Annotated in this window: 18 protein-coding genes; 14 read left to right on the top strand and 4 right to left on the bottom strand. The window is 41.2% G+C overall.

Annotation, left to right across the window (positions count from 1 at the left end):
* Positions 1-102: 102 nt before the first annotated feature.
* The 9 genes from mazG to yjgA all read left to right on the top strand — a co-directional run bounded on the left by mazG (position 103) and on the right by yjgA (position 6,733).
* On the top strand, positions 103-864 hold the full coding sequence (mazG, locus tag E0H80_RS03360; protein WP_131363144.1) for a nucleoside triphosphate pyrophosphohydrolase: 762 nt from the start codon (positions 103-105) through the stop codon (positions 862-864).
* A gap of 67 nt (positions 865-931) precedes the next feature.
* Complete coding sequence (locus E0H80_RS03355; RefSeq protein ID WP_228259949.1) at positions 932-1,282, top strand: ComEA family DNA-binding protein; 351 nt, start codon at positions 932-934, stop codon at positions 1,280-1,282.
* A gap of 136 nt (positions 1,283-1,418) precedes the next feature.
* Positions 1,419-2,870: a polynucleotide adenylyltransferase PcnB gene (gene pcnB / locus E0H80_RS03350; protein WP_131363140.1), complete on the top strand. Its 1,452-nt coding sequence runs from the start codon at positions 1,419-1,421 to the stop codon at positions 2,868-2,870.
* On the top strand, positions 2,867-3,355 hold the full coding sequence (gene folK / locus E0H80_RS03345; protein WP_131363138.1) for a 2-amino-4-hydroxy-6-hydroxymethyldihydropteridine diphosphokinase: 489 nt from the start codon (positions 2,867-2,869) through the stop codon (positions 3,353-3,355). The genes pcnB and folK overlap by 4 nt, the downstream gene beginning before the upstream one ends.
* A 39-nt stretch (positions 3,356-3,394) precedes the next feature.
* Positions 3,395-4,204, top strand: coding sequence for a 3-methyl-2-oxobutanoate hydroxymethyltransferase (panB, locus tag E0H80_RS03340; RefSeq protein WP_131363136.1), 810 nt, complete (start codon positions 3,395-3,397; stop codon positions 4,202-4,204).
* 2 nt (positions 4,205-4,206) lie between these two features.
* Positions 4,207-5,052, top strand: a complete 846-nt coding sequence (gene panC, locus E0H80_RS03335; RefSeq protein WP_131363134.1) for a pantoate--beta-alanine ligase — start codon at positions 4,207-4,209, stop codon at positions 5,050-5,052.
* A gap of 24 nt (positions 5,053-5,076) precedes the next feature.
* A complete protein-coding gene (gene rapZ / locus E0H80_RS03330) occupies positions 5,077-5,928 on the top strand; it encodes an RNase adapter RapZ (protein WP_131363131.1) in 852 nt (283 codons plus the stop codon).
* Complete coding sequence (locus tag E0H80_RS03325) at positions 5,925-6,194, top strand: HPr family phosphocarrier protein (RefSeq protein ID WP_010325935.1); 270 nt, start codon at positions 5,925-5,927, stop codon at positions 6,192-6,194. The genes rapZ and E0H80_RS03325 overlap by 4 nt, the downstream gene beginning before the upstream one ends.
* 2 nt (positions 6,195-6,196) lie before the next feature.
* Positions 6,197-6,733: a ribosome biogenesis factor YjgA gene (gene yjgA / locus E0H80_RS03320; protein ID WP_067866444.1), complete on the top strand. Its 537-nt coding sequence runs from the start codon at positions 6,197-6,199 to the stop codon at positions 6,731-6,733.
* 248 nt (positions 6,734-6,981) lie between these two features.
* Here yjgA and E0H80_RS03315 read toward each other — a convergent pair whose 3' ends face one another.
* Positions 6,982-8,622, bottom strand: coding sequence for an acyl-CoA synthetase (locus E0H80_RS03315; RefSeq protein WP_131363129.1), 1,641 nt, complete (start codon positions 8,620-8,622; stop codon positions 6,982-6,984).
* Positions 8,623-9,541: 919 nt separating this feature from the next.
* Here E0H80_RS03315 and thrS point away from each other — a divergent pair.
* Both thrS and infC read left to right on the top strand, forming a co-directional pair.
* Positions 9,542-11,464, top strand: a complete 1,923-nt coding sequence (gene thrS, locus E0H80_RS03310) for a threonine--tRNA ligase (protein ID WP_131363127.1) — start codon at positions 9,542-9,544, stop codon at positions 11,462-11,464.
* Between the two features lie 5 nt (positions 11,465-11,469).
* Positions 11,470-12,021 (top strand): translation initiation factor IF-3, encoded by a 552-nt coding sequence (gene infC / locus E0H80_RS03305; protein WP_067721967.1) that lies wholly within the window; start codon positions 11,470-11,472, stop codon positions 12,019-12,021.
* Between the two features lie 152 nt (positions 12,022-12,173).
* On the opposite strand, the gene E0H80_RS16570 is transcribed toward infC, so the two are convergent.
* Together E0H80_RS16570 and E0H80_RS03300 are read right to left on the bottom strand one after the other, a co-directional pair.
* A complete protein-coding gene (locus E0H80_RS16570) occupies positions 12,174-12,317 on the bottom strand; it encodes a hypothetical protein (protein WP_165494275.1) in 144 nt (47 codons plus the stop codon).
* A 329-nt stretch (positions 12,318-12,646) separates the two neighbouring features.
* Positions 12,647-13,129, bottom strand: coding sequence for an Hsp20 family protein (locus E0H80_RS03300; RefSeq protein ID WP_131363125.1), 483 nt, complete (start codon positions 13,127-13,129; stop codon positions 12,647-12,649).
* A 330-nt stretch (positions 13,130-13,459) separates the two neighbouring features.
* On the opposite strand from E0H80_RS03300, the gene E0H80_RS03295 reads away from it, so the two are divergent.
* The 3 genes from E0H80_RS03295 (at position 13,460) to E0H80_RS03285 (ending at position 14,918) form a co-directional block, all read left to right on the top strand.
* Positions 13,460-14,083 carry a glutathione S-transferase N-terminal domain-containing protein gene (locus E0H80_RS03295; protein WP_131363122.1) on the top strand — a complete coding sequence of 208 codons (624 nt, stop codon included), beginning with the start codon at positions 13,460-13,462 and terminating at the stop codon, positions 14,081-14,083.
* A 109-nt stretch (positions 14,084-14,192) separates the two neighbouring features.
* Positions 14,193-14,477 (top strand): hypothetical protein, encoded by a 285-nt coding sequence (locus E0H80_RS03290; RefSeq protein ID WP_131363120.1) that lies wholly within the window; start codon positions 14,193-14,195, stop codon positions 14,475-14,477.
* Between the two features lie 18 nt (positions 14,478-14,495).
* Positions 14,496-14,918 carry a YqaA family protein gene (locus E0H80_RS03285; protein WP_131363591.1) on the top strand — a complete coding sequence of 141 codons (423 nt, stop codon included), beginning with the start codon at positions 14,496-14,498 and terminating at the stop codon, positions 14,916-14,918.
* Between the two features lie 50 nt (positions 14,919-14,968).
* On the opposite strand, the gene E0H80_RS03280 is transcribed toward E0H80_RS03285, so the two are convergent.
* A complete protein-coding gene (locus tag E0H80_RS03280; RefSeq protein ID WP_131363118.1) occupies positions 14,969-15,712 on the bottom strand; it encodes an energy transducer TonB family protein in 744 nt (247 codons plus the stop codon).
* Positions 15,713-15,766: the final 54 nt, after the last annotated feature.

Raw genomic sequence — 15,766 nt, 5'->3', positions numbered from 1 at the left:
TTTGTTTTTGTGACACTAATTTTTTAATAATTCGAGCTTGAGCATAACAAATATTGAGGGTGAAAAATGCTATTTTTTTAAAATGACTGGAGTGATCAAACCATGGATAAATTATTGGCAGTGATGCGTGAATTACGTGAAAAATGTCCTTGGGATCAGCAGCAAACACCGCAAAGCCTGACCAAATACGCCATCGAAGAAGCGTATGAAGTGGAAGCAGCAGTCAGGGATGGAAATACCAACGAAATCCGGGATGAACTCGGGGATTTGCTCCTGCAAGTGGTTTTTCAGTCACAAATGTATAGCGAAGTCGGAGCTTTTGATTTTAATGATGTGGTGAATGCGATTACTGAAAAGTTAATTCGCCGTCATCCCCATGTATTTCAGGCAGAGCAATGTTCACAGCTTAGTTCAGATGATGTGGCTATGCTTTGGAAAAAAATTAAACAACAAGAAAAACAAGGCCAAGCTCAATCGCGTTTGGATGAGATCAAACATGGGCCTGCAATTCAGCAAGCACATGAAATTCAAAAAAATGCAGCACAAATTGGCTTTGATTTTCCTGATGTGGCAGGTGCCTATGGCAAGCTGGATGAAGAGTTAGCTGAATTACAGCAGGCCATGCGTAATCAAAATTCCGACGAAATATTCGATGAATTTGGTGATTGTTTATTTTCACTGATCAATGTTGGACGTAAACTGGGACTTTCCAGTGAAATGGCGCTTTTAAGCACCATTCATAAATTTAGAACACGTTTTGCTTTCATTGAAGATCACGCCCAGCAACAGCATAAAAAAATTGAGACGCTGTCTTTAGAAGAAATGGATCGGCTGTGGGAACAGGCAAAACAACAATTAAAATAAAAGGCTAATAATGAAAAAAATAATACAGCTCCTGAATGCGATTTTTTATATGGGTACTTTGATCGCAATGTTGAGTGGAACGGCTGCTTATGCTCAGCAATTCGATCAAAAATACTTAAAATGGAAGGCTGAACAGGAAGCCGAAGATGCACGCTTAAAAATACCTCATGTATCTCCACCCAAAAATTATTATTTGGCGAAACCTGCTTTACAGGCATCTACGGAGACAAAAATAAGTTTGAACCACGCCAATCTGGAACAGCTACAAGAGCTGACAGGGGTCGGTTTAAAAAAGGCTGAAGCGATTATTGCCTACCGTCAAAAAAATGGTAAATTTAAAAACATTGAGGAAATACAGCAGGTCAAGGGGATTGGACCGGCTTTATTTGCCAAGAATAAAGCTCGATTAGCCTTATAATTTGTGGCTTAATCTGGCAACAAGGGCTAAACAATATCTTGAGCATCGAGATAATCAAATTGCCCTTTGATTGTGATAGATATATGATTAGCGTCATCTTAGATATTTTACGTTCAGACGTAGGAGACAGCGTCTTTTGCAAACTTTGCGCGCGTCAAAATGTGGTTTATCAACCGCTCAATTACCTTCTTCCATATTAGATGTTATCGATGCCTTAAATAAGGCAGGCTTTGAAGCTTATCTTGTCGGTGGTAGTGTTCGTGACTTAATGTTGGGTCTTAATCCTAAAGATTTTGATGCCGTCACCGATGCAACACCTGCTCAAGTGAAAGAAGTTTTCGGACGGCGTTGTCGTATTATTGGACGACGTTTTGAGCTTGCTCATGTCTATTCAGGCCGAGAACTGATCGAAGTTGCGACATTCCGTGCACCCCCTAAAAAAGCAGTGACTTCTGCTTCAGGCATGATTCTACGCGACAACAATTGGGGTACGATTGAGCAAGATTTTGTGCGTCGTGATTTTTCCATTAATGCGATGTATTACCAGCCGCGTAAAGGGATCGTGCTCGATTTCTGTAATGCCATTGATGATATCGAAAATAAAACTTTACGTTTATTGGGTGATCCGGCTTTACGTTTTGAAGAAGATCCGGTGCGTATGCTGCGTACTTTACGTTTCGCAGCAAAATTAAATTTCACTATTGCACCTGAAATTTTAGAGATTTTCACCCCGGAAATGACTCAGTTACTGCGTGATATTTCTCCGCATCGTTTATATGATGAATCCCAGAAATTGTTCACCATGGGCCATTTAAATCGCGTGCTGCCGATGCTGATTGATTTTGATATCTGGCCTCAGCTATTTGCCGATATCCCTCCGGTTATTTCAACATTTATTGAACGCGCAGCCATCAATACTGATCAGCGTATTCAAATCGGTAAAACCATCAACCCTGCATTTTTCTATGCAGTATTGCTGTGGAAACCTTTTTTAGAGCGTTGTGAATTTTATCTCGGCAAAGGTGTAGTAGCTGCAGAAGCACGTGCACAAGCGGGCCTGGATGTATTAAAACGTCAGGCCACTCGTACCATCATTCCACGTTTTGCAGAAACCTTTATTCGTGAAGTTTGGGAAATGCAAACCCGTTTGCTCAATCCAAAACCACAACAAATCCAAGCTTTATCGACCCATGCGCGTTTCCGTGCCGGTTTCGATTTCCTGTTGCTTCGCGAGAAGTCTGGCGACAGCACCACCCAAGGTATGGGAATGTGGTGGGATGCTTATCAGCTGATGAGCACCGATGAAAAAGAACGTGCCATTAGTCAGTACAATCGTCAACGTGCAAAAAGTCGTCGTAAAGCGGCAACAGAAGATGTGATTGAATCTAGATCCGTCTCTGTAGAAATTGAACCTCTGGTTAATGAGCCTGAACCACGTCGCCGTGAACGCAAGAGCAGAACCCGGCCTGACAGACCTGTTCAAACAGTTTCTGCAGGTGGCTCAGAGATTGCATATGACCATCCAATTCTAAAACGTAAACGGGTAAAACGTGATTTAAGCCAAGTTGTTTTTGGGCCCACACAATGACCACAGTCACCTATATTGGCTTAGGTAGCAATTTGGGTGATTCACGCCAGATTTTGCTCGAAGCTGTGCAAAAGCTGGCAACGCTTGGAGGTGTGAAAACCTCGAAGTTATATCAAAGTCCACCCATGGGTCCCCAAGATCAGCCGAATTATTTAAATGCTGTGGTGCAGCTAGACACTGATTTAGCGCCTTTGGTTTTATTGGATGAGTTGCAACGTTTTGAACAAGAGTCGGGCCGGGTGCGTTTACGCCGTTGGGGCGAGCGTACCTTGGATCTAGATTTATTGCTCTATGGTCAAGAACACATTCAAAATGATCGTTTAACTGTTCCGCACGTTGGATTGTGCGAACGTGATTTTGTGGTCATCCCCTTGTTAGATTTAGATGAAAATATACAAATTAAAGCACAACGATTAAAAGATTTACCCGTGGTTCAACATCCGACAGTATCTGTTCTGGATGATGAAACTTGGTCAAATATCTAATTTAGACATGTGGAAAGCATGGGTTAGAGGAATATCTTGATGATTAGTCTCAGCGACTTAAGAAAATTTAAAACGGATGGACGCAAATTTTCCTGTTTGACTTGTTATGATGCAAGTATGGCAAAAGCAATGGAAATTGCCGAAGTCGACAGTATTTTAATTGGTGATTCTTTAGGGATGTCGATTCAAGGGCGTGATTCCACTCTGCCGGTTACTGTAGAAGATATGGCTTACCATACTGCAGCGGTACGTCGTGGTAATCAGCATGCCTTTATTATGACTGATTTGCCGTTTATGAGTTATGCGACACTGAATGATGCATTGCAAAGCTCAAAAACGGTTATGCAAGCTGGCGCACAGATGGTCAAAATGGAAGGCGGTGCATGGTTAAGCGAAACCGTCACTGTTTTGACCCGGAATGGTATTCCAGTCTGTGTCCACTTAGGCTTAACCCCACAATCGGTCCATGTCTTTGGCGGTTATAAATTACAAGCCCGGACACGTGAAGCCGCGGATCAGCTGATCGCAGATTGTAACGCCGTAGTTGACGCAGGTGCTGCATTATTATTATTAGAATGTGTGCCTGCACAATTGGGTAAAGAAATTGCTGAACTGTTCCCGCATATTCCTGTGATTGGGATTGGGGCAGGCGCAGATACCGACGGTCAGGTACTTGTAGTGCAAGATATGCTTGGGCTGACCTTTGGCCGTGTGGCCAAATTTGTACGTAATTTTATGAAAGAACAGGCAGGGGAGACTGCAATTCTGGATGCTTTTAAAGCCTACCATGCTGCAGTACAAGAGGGATCTTTCCCTGCCAAAGAACACACTTTTCAAGTCGAGCTGTAAAAATGAAAACAGAAACTAGCATTCAGGGATTAACTGCTTCACTGAGTCCAGCTCGATCGTCGCGAAAAATTATTGGTTTTGTTCCCACCATGGGTAATTTACACGAAGGTCATTTAAACCTTGTACGTGAAGCGCGTAAATTATGTGATGTGGTGGTGGTCAGTATTTTTGTCAATCCCATTCAGTTTGGTCCAAATGAAGATTTTGAAAATTATCCGCGTACTTTAGAGCAGGATAGCCGTTTGTTGGCAGACGTAGGCTGTGACATTGTTTTTGCACCCACCGTTGAGCAAATGTACGGCAATAAACCCCGTTTAACCAATATTAGTGTTTCTGAAATCACCAATGATTTATGTGGTTTACAGCGTCCAGGTCATTTTGATGGCGTAGCCGTTGTGGTGACTAAATTGTTTAATATGGTGCAACCCAATTTTGCTTTCTTTGGACAAAAGGATTACCAACAACTGGCTGTGATTCGTCAATTTGTACGTGATCTAAATATTCCGTTGGAAGTGATTGGGGTGCCGATTACCCGTGCCGAAGATGGTCTGGCTCTTAGCTCGCGTAATGGTTATTTAAGTGAAGAACATCGTCAGATTGCACCGACCATTTATCAAAGTTTAAAAGCGGCTGAACAAGAACTCCAAAGCGGTATTACTCTAGCGGAAGTGTTAGAAAATATTAAGCAAAAGTTGACACAAGCTGGTTTTATTGTGGAGTATGTGCAAGCGCGTACTCTGGAACTACAACCAATAGAAGCATTTGATCAGGATGTGGTTTTGTTTGTCGCGGCAAAATTAGGTTCAACCCGATTGATTGATAACTTGCAAGTTAAGTATATTGCGTAAAACTTAGTTAAGGACAGCCTTGCCATGAAACGTATTTTAATCGTTACAGGACAATCCGGATCAGGAAAGTCATCTGCGTTGCAGGTACTTGAAGATTTAGGATATTACTGCATTGATAATTTACCCTTGGCATTGCTGCCTGAAATTGTTGCTAAACTGGACAATGAAAATAATTTAGAACAATTGGCTTTAGGGGTAGATGTACGCAGCACTCGTGCAGATCTAGAAGAGTTTGATCATGTTTTTGAACAACTGCAAACCCATGGTTCGGTCGATATCATTTATCTGACCACTCAGGATCAACAATTGATTTCCCGTTTTAGCGCTTCGCGTCGTCCTCATCCTTTGTCCAGTCGTTTTAAAAGTTTGAATCAGTGTATTCAGGAAGAAAAGACTTTATTGCTTCCGATACAATTACGTTCAACGGTACATATTGATACTACGGATAAAAGTGTGCATGATCTCAAGCACACGTTGTTGTCTAAACTTGGACAATCCGATAACCTCATTTTAATTTTGCAGTCTTTTGGTTATAAGCACGGTATTCCATTGGATGCCGATTATGTGTTTGACGTCCGTCATTTGCCTAATCCGCATTGGGAGCTGGAATTGCGCAAATATTCAGGTTTGGATTTACCTGTACAGCAATTTTTACTGCAAAGTGAACAAACCAACGAAATGTTCGAAGATATTTATCATTTTTTAGATAAATGGTTGCCTGCCTTTGCAGAGGGGCACCGTCACTATATGACAGTGTCGATTGGGTGTACCGGAGGGCAGCACCGTTCAGTATATATAGTGGATAGACTCAAAAAAGCTCTTGAGGCAAAATGGTCTATTCAGGTCTTACACAGGGAAATGAAGCACTGGTCATGATTGACACAACTGTTGACGTAATTAATAAACTAGGTTTACATGCGCGTGCATCTGGAAAGCTAATCGAGGTTACCACCAAATTTCGTTCATCGATTCAAATTGGTAAAGGTGATAAATTAGTTGATGCAAAAAATATTATGTCCTTGCTCATGCTCGGTGCAGGCAAAGGCACAACTTTACGTTTAGTGCTTGAAGGTGCAGATGAAGAACAAGCTTTATCTGAAATTCAGGCGCTATTTGCAGCAAAATTTTACGAGGCAGATTAATCGTGGCACGTCGACCGCAACAGCGTTTTACTGAAGATGACTTTGAAACTTTAGAAGGACGTGCAAGCAAAACCGAACAAAAAAAAGCAGTTCAGCGTATGGCTGCTTTAGGTGAACAACTCTCTGAACTGAATGTTAAACAAATTCAGAAACTCCCTGTAGAAGAGCGTTTAATTGATGCATTGCTAGAAGTACGTAATATTACGTCCTATGAAGCACGTCGTCGCCAGTTTTTACGGATTGGTAAATTATTGCGTAATGAAGATGAGGCAGTGATTTTATCTTATTTAACCCCGCAACAAGGTGCGAAAAAAACCGCACAATTGCAGCGCTGGGTTGACCGAATGATTGCACAGGGTGATCCGGCAATCAAAGAATTCATGAAAGCGCATAATGCTGCTGAACATCACCCAATTCGTCAGCATATCTTGCGTATTCAGCGTGACATCAGCAAACAGTTGCCTGAAGAACAAGTCGCTGCGTCCAAGTTGAAATTGTTTAACTATATTCAGCAAGTGGCCTTAATTTCAGATAACTGATTTTTTTCCATGATAGAAATAAAAAAGCGACCTAATCGGTCGCTTTTTTATGTTTGAAGAATTCTCTTGCCCTTTGGAGGCGAGTTAAAGAGCGTTAAAGCTTTATCCTGAAACATATCTTTGAAATAAATCATTTTTAACCAGTTATTTGAAATCATATATTTTTTAAATATATATGAATTTTCTCTAACCCTCTCCTAAAAGAAGAGGGAACTGCGATTATGAGAAAAAAGCGGGTTCAGGAGAAATTAATTACACTCACCTGTAGCACGTTCTTTTGCCCAATCACGCAAGATGAATTTTTGCAGTTTCCCAGTCGAAGTTTTAGGAATCTCGGTAATCACCAGATCTTTAGGTACTTTAAAGCGTGCTAGATGCTGTTTACAGAATTCAATCAGCTCTTCAGGGCTGGCTGTTTTGCCTTCTTTTAGTTCCACAAAGGCACATGGAACTTCCTGCCAGCGTGGGTCAGGTTTAGCCACCACTGCCGCAGTGAGGACCGCAGGATGCTGATATAACACTTCTTCCACTTCAAGCGATGAAATATTTTCACCACCGGAAATGATCACGTCTTTGGAGCGGTCAGTGATTTTGGCATAGCCATCTGATTGGCACACAGCAAGGTCACCGGTATGGAACCAGCCACCGGCAAATGCTTCGGTCGTTGCTTCAGGATTCTTTAAATAACCTTTCATCACAATATTGCCACGGAACATGATTTCTCCCATGGTATGACCATCATGCGGAACCTCTTGCATAGTCTCTGGATCAAGCACTTTCATACCATCTTGCAGTGGGTATGGAACACCTTGACGCGAGTGCAACTGCGCTTGTTCCTGAATTGATAAATCACTCCAGCCAGCTTGCGCTGCGCAGAGAGCAGAAGGACCGTAGGTTTCTGTCAGACCGTAGACATGAGTGACATTGATGCCAATATTACGCATACCTTCAATGATCGCTGCTGGAGGTGCAGCACCGGCTACCATGACCTCGACGCGGTGATCCAGTTTGGTCTTCTTCTCTTCAGGAGTATTGATGAGCAGGGACAAAACAATCGGCGCACCGCAGAAGTAGTCCACTTTATGTTCAGCAATTAATTTAAAGATCAGTTCAGCATCGACCTTACGTAAGCAGACATTTGTTCCACCGTTTGCAGCCATGGTCCATGCAAAGCACCAGCCATTACAGTGGAACAGCGGTAATGTCCATAAATAGGTGGCACGAGGCATCATGCCGCAAGCAATGATATTACTGGCTGCGTTAATGTAGGCACCGCGGTGATGGTAAACCACGCCCTTAGGATTGCCTGTGGTGCCAGAGGTGTAACTTAAGCTGATGGCATCCCATTCATCTTGAGGTAAATGCCATTCAAAATTTGCATCGCCTTGGGCAATCCAGTCTTCATATTCAACTTGGCCAATCGGTGTCGACGCATTTTCATATTCTTCGTCAGCCACATCAATCACATAGATCTCTTGTGACACCAGCGCAAGTGCCTCTGTAGCCAGCGCAGCAAATTCAGGATCGACCAATAACACTTTGGTTTCAGCATGCTCAAGCATGAATGCCAGTGTCTTGGCATCCAGGCGCGTATTTAAGGTGTTGAGTACAGCACCTGCCATAGGCACAGCAAAATGCGCTTCAATCATGGCAGGAATATTCGGCAGCAGTACAGAAACGGTATCATTTTTACCGATGCCTAATTTTTGGAGTTGGCTAGCAAACTGACGGCAACGATTGTATTTCTCACGCCAGGTAATACGACGCTTACCGTGAATAATCGCATCTTGATTTGGATAGATATACGCTGCACGATCAAGATAGCGTAAAGGTGATAACGCTACAAAATTTGCGGGGGTACGCGGTAATTCATCGTATGCGTTAACCATTTTAAAGCTCCGTTGTATATTTATTTTCATATCCTGTTAAAAAGATATGCGCTTCTTGGCAATGTTGCATTTATGCTTTAGTCGAGTGCGTTTTTATGATTTTTAACATATTGAATATTAAAGATAATATTTAGTGATACTGCAGCATTTTGAACGCTTGGGTTTCCCTATTTGATTTTTTAGGTATTTTACTCTAATTGAGCAGTTAAAATAATATCAGCCCGGGAAGAATAATGAAATTTTATACAGCATCGCCAGCAGAGTGTCTGGAGTGCTCTGGCTTTTGCTTCCATGCTGCTTAAGCCGAGTGCTTATGATCTGGACAATTTATCAGAACTAAAATGTACACTGTGGATTGCTACACCTGTGTTAAGTTTTTTTACTTTATAGCCAATTAGCCGGTTGAGAATTACTGAATTATCTTGTCCATAATAATCAAGTTTTGTTTGTGCAGGGTTGTAGTTGGCGCGCCGATTATATTTATCCTGCTAAAACATCAGCTCTATATTTTATATGGATGTAGCAGTAATCCGAAAATGATGCTGGTTCTCAAACAGCGCGATGGCGTCGTGGCTAATTATGTGCTCTTAAGGCGGCAACAGAGCAAAGCGGTTATTCTGTAATTTGCCGAACTTTATGCTTCTGCTCAGGCAGAATTTACAGAGCGGGATACCTTTAGAGAATAAAATCAGAAGCAAGAATCCTCGATTCTGGTAAGGGTAGAGCATTGGCAAATAAATTCAAAATGAGCCAAATCGCGAATTTTCTGGGTAAAAAGGTTTAATCCTGTGGGTAAGACGTGTAAAATTCGAGTCGATTTTTATCTATCCACCGTTTTTATCTTTTGAGGATTTTCCTCGATCATAATCTCGCGGTGATATGCCCCAGGGTACGGGGCATCACTCCTTAAGGATTTTTTATGCCAATTATCACTTTGCCAAATGGCGATCAAAAACAGTTTGATCAAGCCGTATCTGTGATGGACGTTGCGCTCAGCATTGGTCCTGGTCTTGCCAAAAATACAGTTGCTGGTCGTGTGAATGATCGTTTAGTGGATGCGTCTGATCTCATCACTGAAGATGCAACGCTACAAATCATTACGCCTAAAGACGAAGCAGGTATCGAAATTATTCGTCACTCATGCGCGCATTTGGTCGGTCATGCTGTTAAGCAATTGTTCCCAGAAGCAAAGATGGTCATTGGTCCGGTCATTGAAGAAGGTTTCTACTATGACATCTGGATGCCACGTCCATTCACATTAGACGACATGGCAGCGATTGAAGAGCGTATGAAAAAGCTCATCGATCAAGACTATGAAGTCGTGAAAAAAATGACCCCGCGTGATGAAGTAATTGCAGAATTCACAGCACGCGGTGAAGACTACAAATTACGCTTGATTGCAGACATGCCTGAAGAAACACAAATGGGCTTGTACTACCATCAAGATTATTTGGATATGTGCCGTGGTCCGCACGTTCCAAACACCAAATTCTTAAAATCATTCAAGCTGACTAAAATCTCGGGTGCTTACTGGCGCGGTGATGCGAAGAATGAACAGTTACAACGTATTTACGGTACCGCTTGGGCAGACAAAAAACAGCTTGCAGCGTATGTAAAACGGATTGAAGAAGCAGAAAAACGCGATCACCGCAAAATCGGCAAAGCGCTTGATTTGTTCCATATGCAAGAAGAAGCGCCGGGTATGGTGTTCTGGCATCCAAACGGCTGGACCATTTACCAAGTGCTTGAACAATACATGCGTAAAGTTCAGCAAGACAATGGCTATGAAGAAATTCGTACCCCGCAAGTGGTCGACTTCACTTTGTGGGAAAAATCAGGACATGCTGCAAACTATGCAGACAACATGTTCACCACGCATTCTGAAAATCGTAACTATGCGGTTAAACCAATGAACTGTCCTTGTCACGTACAAGTGTTCAACCAAGGTTTAAAATCGTATCGTGATCTTCCGGTACGTTTAGCAGAATTCGGTTCATGTCATCGTAACGAACCATCAGGTTCATTGCACGGCATTATGCGTGTTCGTGGATTTACCCAAGATGATGCACACATTTTCTGTACCAAAGAACAGATTGGTCAGGAAGTTGCAGACTTTATCAAATTGACACTAGATGTATACAAAGATTTTGGCTTCGAAGAAATACAAATGAAATTGTCGACTCGTCCTGAAAAACGTGTGGGTGAAGATGCACTTTGGGATATGGCAGAAAAATCTTTGGCAGATGCTTTGGATGCTGCGGGTCTCGAATGGGATTTACAACCCGGCGAAGGCGCATTCTACGGGCCGAAAATTGAATTTTCGTTGAAAGACTGCTTAGGTCGGATCTGGCAATGTGGTACTATTCAGTGTGACTTCAATTTACCAGGCCGTCTAGACGCATCTTATGTAACAGAAGATAATGATCGTGATCAGCCTGTAATGTTGCACCGTGCGATTCTTGGCAGTTTTGAACGATTTATTGGTATACTTATTGAACACTATGCGGGCTTTATGCCACCATGGTTAGCACCCGTTCAAGCGTGTGTCATGAATATTACCGATTCGCAGGCCGAGGCGTGTGAGTCAGTCGTCGCTAAACTTAAAGAAAGTGGAATTCGTACCATTTCTGACTTGAGAAATGAGAAAATCGGCTTTAAGATTCGTGAACGTACTTTAGAGCGTATTCCTTACTTACTGGTTCTTGGAGACCGTGAAGTAGAGGAAGGTACAGTAAATGTCCGTACCCGCTCAGGAAAAAATTTAGGTACTATGTCAATTGATGCCTTCGTTGACCTAGTGAAAGCAGCCGTAGCCGAACGTGGCCGGTACATTGTGGAGTAAGAAAGATTAAACAGCCTGACCGTAACCAACAACAAGGTGCTAAAAGCAATCGTCCTGCATTGAATGACGAGATCCGTGCAAAAGAAGTACGTCTCGTTGGTGCTGAAGGAGAGCAAAAGGGCATCGTTTCTTTAGCTGAAGCGTTGCGCGCTGCAGAAGAAGTTGAGCTTGATCTTGTTGAGATCGTTGCTAATGCAGAGCCGCCTGTTTGTAAAATCATGGACTTTAACAAACATTTATTCGATCTGAAGCAAAAGCAAAAAGATGCGAAGAAAAAACAGCATCAAGTTCAGGTTAAAGAGATTAAGTTGCGTCCTGGTACAGACATTGGTGATTACAACATCAAGTTACGTGCAATTCTTCGTTTCCTAGAGGAAGGCAACAAGGTAAAAATTACCTTGCGCTTCCGTGGTCGTGAAATGGCTCACCAACAATTAGGTCTTGCTCAATTACAAAAAGTTGAAGCAGACGTAATTGAATTCGGTACAGTCGAACAAGCACCAAAAATGGAAGGTCGTCAAATGGGCATGCTCATTGGACCGAAACGTAAAAAATAAGTATGTATTAATCCATTAATAAAAAAGCACTGCAAATGCAGTGCTTTTTTATGCCTGTTTTTTACTTATTGTTGTAGAGGGCTACTGTTTTTAACTGCTTCCTCAATTGGAGTATTGGCTTCGGAGCGCTACATAAAATTTGTTGAATAAGTTCACCATAATGTCTCACCAAAGGCGCCAATACATTGCTGTGTACGGTATTCAGGATATTTTTCGTAGTGACCGACTAATTTTATCGCTTGAGCACACAATTTGGCATTTCCCAATTCTGATTTGGCTACCTGAACTTGAATCACTTTGCATTGCTCTGCTTCTTTTTATGTCGCTCCTCTAGAGCTTATTTCCATATATTTATTATCTGCCCAGTCAAAAAGAAATAAACCGATTAGAATCACAAAGCATATAAAAGCGATAAAAATCGTGGTTGAACCCATAGTGGCTAATTTTAAATAATTAATTTTTTTACCTGTTTTTTTTGCAAAGAGAGTAGCTTGTTTTTGTAGGTTTATCTTGCAATATGTTTTAGATTTAATTAGTAGGTTTTAAGATTTAATAGCCATGCTTTTTATGAATATTAGTTTCGAAGAAAATACAAAGACCCGTCAATGACGGGTCTTTGTAGGACTTATTCGGTTTTAGGTGTCTCTTTTTGTTCATTCTTAGGTGTATCTATTTGCTCATTGGCTTTACGTCCAATTGGAATTTGTCTCGGCAATTTTTCTTCTGGAATAATGCGCTGTAAGTCTATTTTTAATAAACCATTTTCATAGTCGGCATGCTGTACTTCAATATGTTCATCTAGGCGTAGCGATAGCTTGAATGAACGACGTGCAATTCCTTTATGTAAAAATTCAATGGTGCTATCGGTACTTTCTTCCGCAGGTTTACCTAAAATGGTGAGTACTTGATTTTCAAGATTAATCCTCAGGTCTTTTTCGACAAAGCCTGCGGTAGCAACCACAATGCGGTAGTGATTGTCACCGGTCTTTTCAATATTATAAGGTGGATAATTAGGGGTGTCACTTTGCATCGCATAATCAAATAGATCATTGAGACGGTCAAAACCGATACTGCGACGAAACAGTGGAGTAAGACTTACATTGCTCATTGATAGAACCTCCTGAGTTCAGCAAAGTTTTATAAATAAGATTTCAAGGCTGTCATGCTGTGCATCAACAGTCTGTAAAGCTATGGTTTCATGCGATCATTGCTTTACTTTTAAAAAATATAGGTCTGAAATTTAGCTTTTCAAGCACTTTAATTAAAAAAATTGAGAAAAATCTTAATGGGATAATAGAGGGAGAATATTAGGCCAAGCCGCTTAATTCAGTTTATTAAGTTTCAGTAAGGATTAAGGTTCAGCACAATAAAACATGCTATAAATATCCATATTGTTCAATAATGTCATGTAGAACCAGAAAGACAAAAGGTGGAAAAAATGATTGATCTCTATTATTGGGGAACGCCCAATGGTCATAAAATTACAATAGCTTTAGAAGAAATGGGCTTGGATTATCAAATTTTCCCCATCAATATTATGGAAAACGATCAGTTTCAACCTGACTTTTTACGTATTTCTCCAAACAATAAAATTCCGGCTATTGTCGATCAGGATGGTCCGGAGGGTGAAGCCATTTCCGTATTTGAATCGGGTGCAATTTTGCAATATTTGGGCCGTAAAACCGGCTTGTACTATCCAACCGATGAACAGCAACGTGTTGAAGTTGAACAGTGGTTGATGTGGCAAATGGGTGGTTTAGGACCTATGCTTGGGCAGAACCATCATTTTGGTAAATTTGCAGCTGAAAAAATTCCTTATGCGATTGATCGTTATATCAATGAAAGTAAGCGTTTATATGGCGTGTTAAACACACAGCTGATGGGTCAAAAGTATGTCGCGGGTGAATATTCGATTGCCGATATGGCAATTCTGCCGTGGATTTTGCGTTATGAATGGCAGCAGATTCAACTCGAAGATTATCCTTACGTAAAAGAATATATTGAGCGCTTAACTGCACGCCCGGCAGTACAGCGGGCATTGGCAATTCAAGTGAATTCCTGAGGATAAAAATTGAAAAAGGTTTTTGTGCTAATATTACGCAATAATACCGCTTAAATCTCGCAAAAAATCAACCACCCGTTGCGGTGGTTTTTTATTGGACCTCATGGCTATGAAAGACTTTTTCTTAAATTTGACCCGTATTGTTGAAACAAATAAGAAAATATATTGGGCAATCATCTTTGGTATTGCAGCTTGCTTATTGCTCTTTATTGCTGAAGTTGTACATATGCAGTCAGTGGCAGAGGCGCTAAAAGCCAATGATCCAAGCATCTCTAAAGAAATTTTTCGCGTAATTGCGCATCGTTATGATTTAGCACGATGGGTAGTCATGATTTTATTTATTGTTTGGTCAGTTTATGAATATCAATCTACCAAGAAAAAACTCGGTCTTTAAACTGTTGTTCGCATAATGCTGTCCTACGCTTTACTGTTTATTTCTGCTTTCGGCGCAGCGACTTTATTACCCTTACAGTCTGAAGGAGTTTTATTGGCATTGTTGGCCGGGGGTAGTCATTCAGTTATTGGACTGCTGTTTTTTGCAAGCTTGGGAAATATTTTGGGATCCTGTGTGAACTGGTGGCTAGGATTTCAAATCGAACATTATAAAGATAAGAAATGGTTCCCTGTTTCAGCACAGCAAATGTTAAAGGCACAGGGGATTTATCAAAAATATGGCTATTGGTCTTTGCTGTTGAGCTGGGTGCCGATTATTGGTGATCCGATTACTTTAATTGCAGGCTTGCTGAGACAGAATTTCTGGCGTTTTTTAGGGATAGTGAGTATTGCCAAAGTAGGACGGTATTTATTTATCTATGCTGCTTTTTCAATGTTTTAAAAAAGAGATGCATGGCGCATCTCTTTTTATTGCCTAGACTCGTATTCAAATTACTGACATTGATTTAAATCGAACTTAATTTCATCTTTAAAACTAGACTTTTTATACAGCCATAAGGTATTGGCAGTACGTTTTACTGAAATGTGGCTGTTGGATACAGCTTGAACGACCTGCTGGTCTAAAGCGTAAATACCGGACCCTTTTTTCACTTTGACTTTTTTAACATCCCCCTGTTTATTCACTTTAAAGGTGAATTTCACTGCACGGTTATGTCCGTTAAGTTGTTCAGAGTTAATATCCAAATTCGGTTGAGCGCGATATGAAAAGGGAACTTTTTTGTCTTGCTGCTGAGCCTGCCAGTTTTTAGAGTTAAAGTTGTATTGGCAAACTTCAGTGTCATTGTCTTGGCTTAATTTCAGGCTAAAGGTTTGATAGCCAATTTGCGGAAGGGCTGTATTATTTTCCACGTGCGGTTTTACACTTACCTCACGTACCGCTTTAATTAACAGATCATCTAAATCAGTTAAGCCGGTACTCTCCTGAATACTGGCTTTGCTAATTGTACCGGTTTCATCGGCATAGATCCGGATAATCGCACTACGGTTTTGATCTTTTAAATCTTCATTTTTATAAGAAGGATGTGGGAATTTGGTCCACTGAATGCGCGTGGTTAAATGCGCCGGAAGGGCTGCGCTTTTTTGCACCGCGAGTTGTTTGGATGTATTAGCTGTAGCACTATATGTAGCGCTTAACGGTAAGCTCATGAGTAGAGAAAAATACAGTATTTGCTTCATAAATATTAAGTTCTTTAATCAAACCAGAGGTTGCGGCGGTAGCGGAGCATTGTG

Origin of the sequence: Acinetobacter sp. ANC 4779 (genome assembly GCF_004331055.1) — a bacterium.
GTDB lineage: Bacteria > Pseudomonadota > Gammaproteobacteria > Pseudomonadales > Moraxellaceae > Acinetobacter.
The sequence above is the reverse complement of the archived record's forward strand: the minus strand, read 5'-3'. Positions and strand labels throughout refer to the sequence as shown.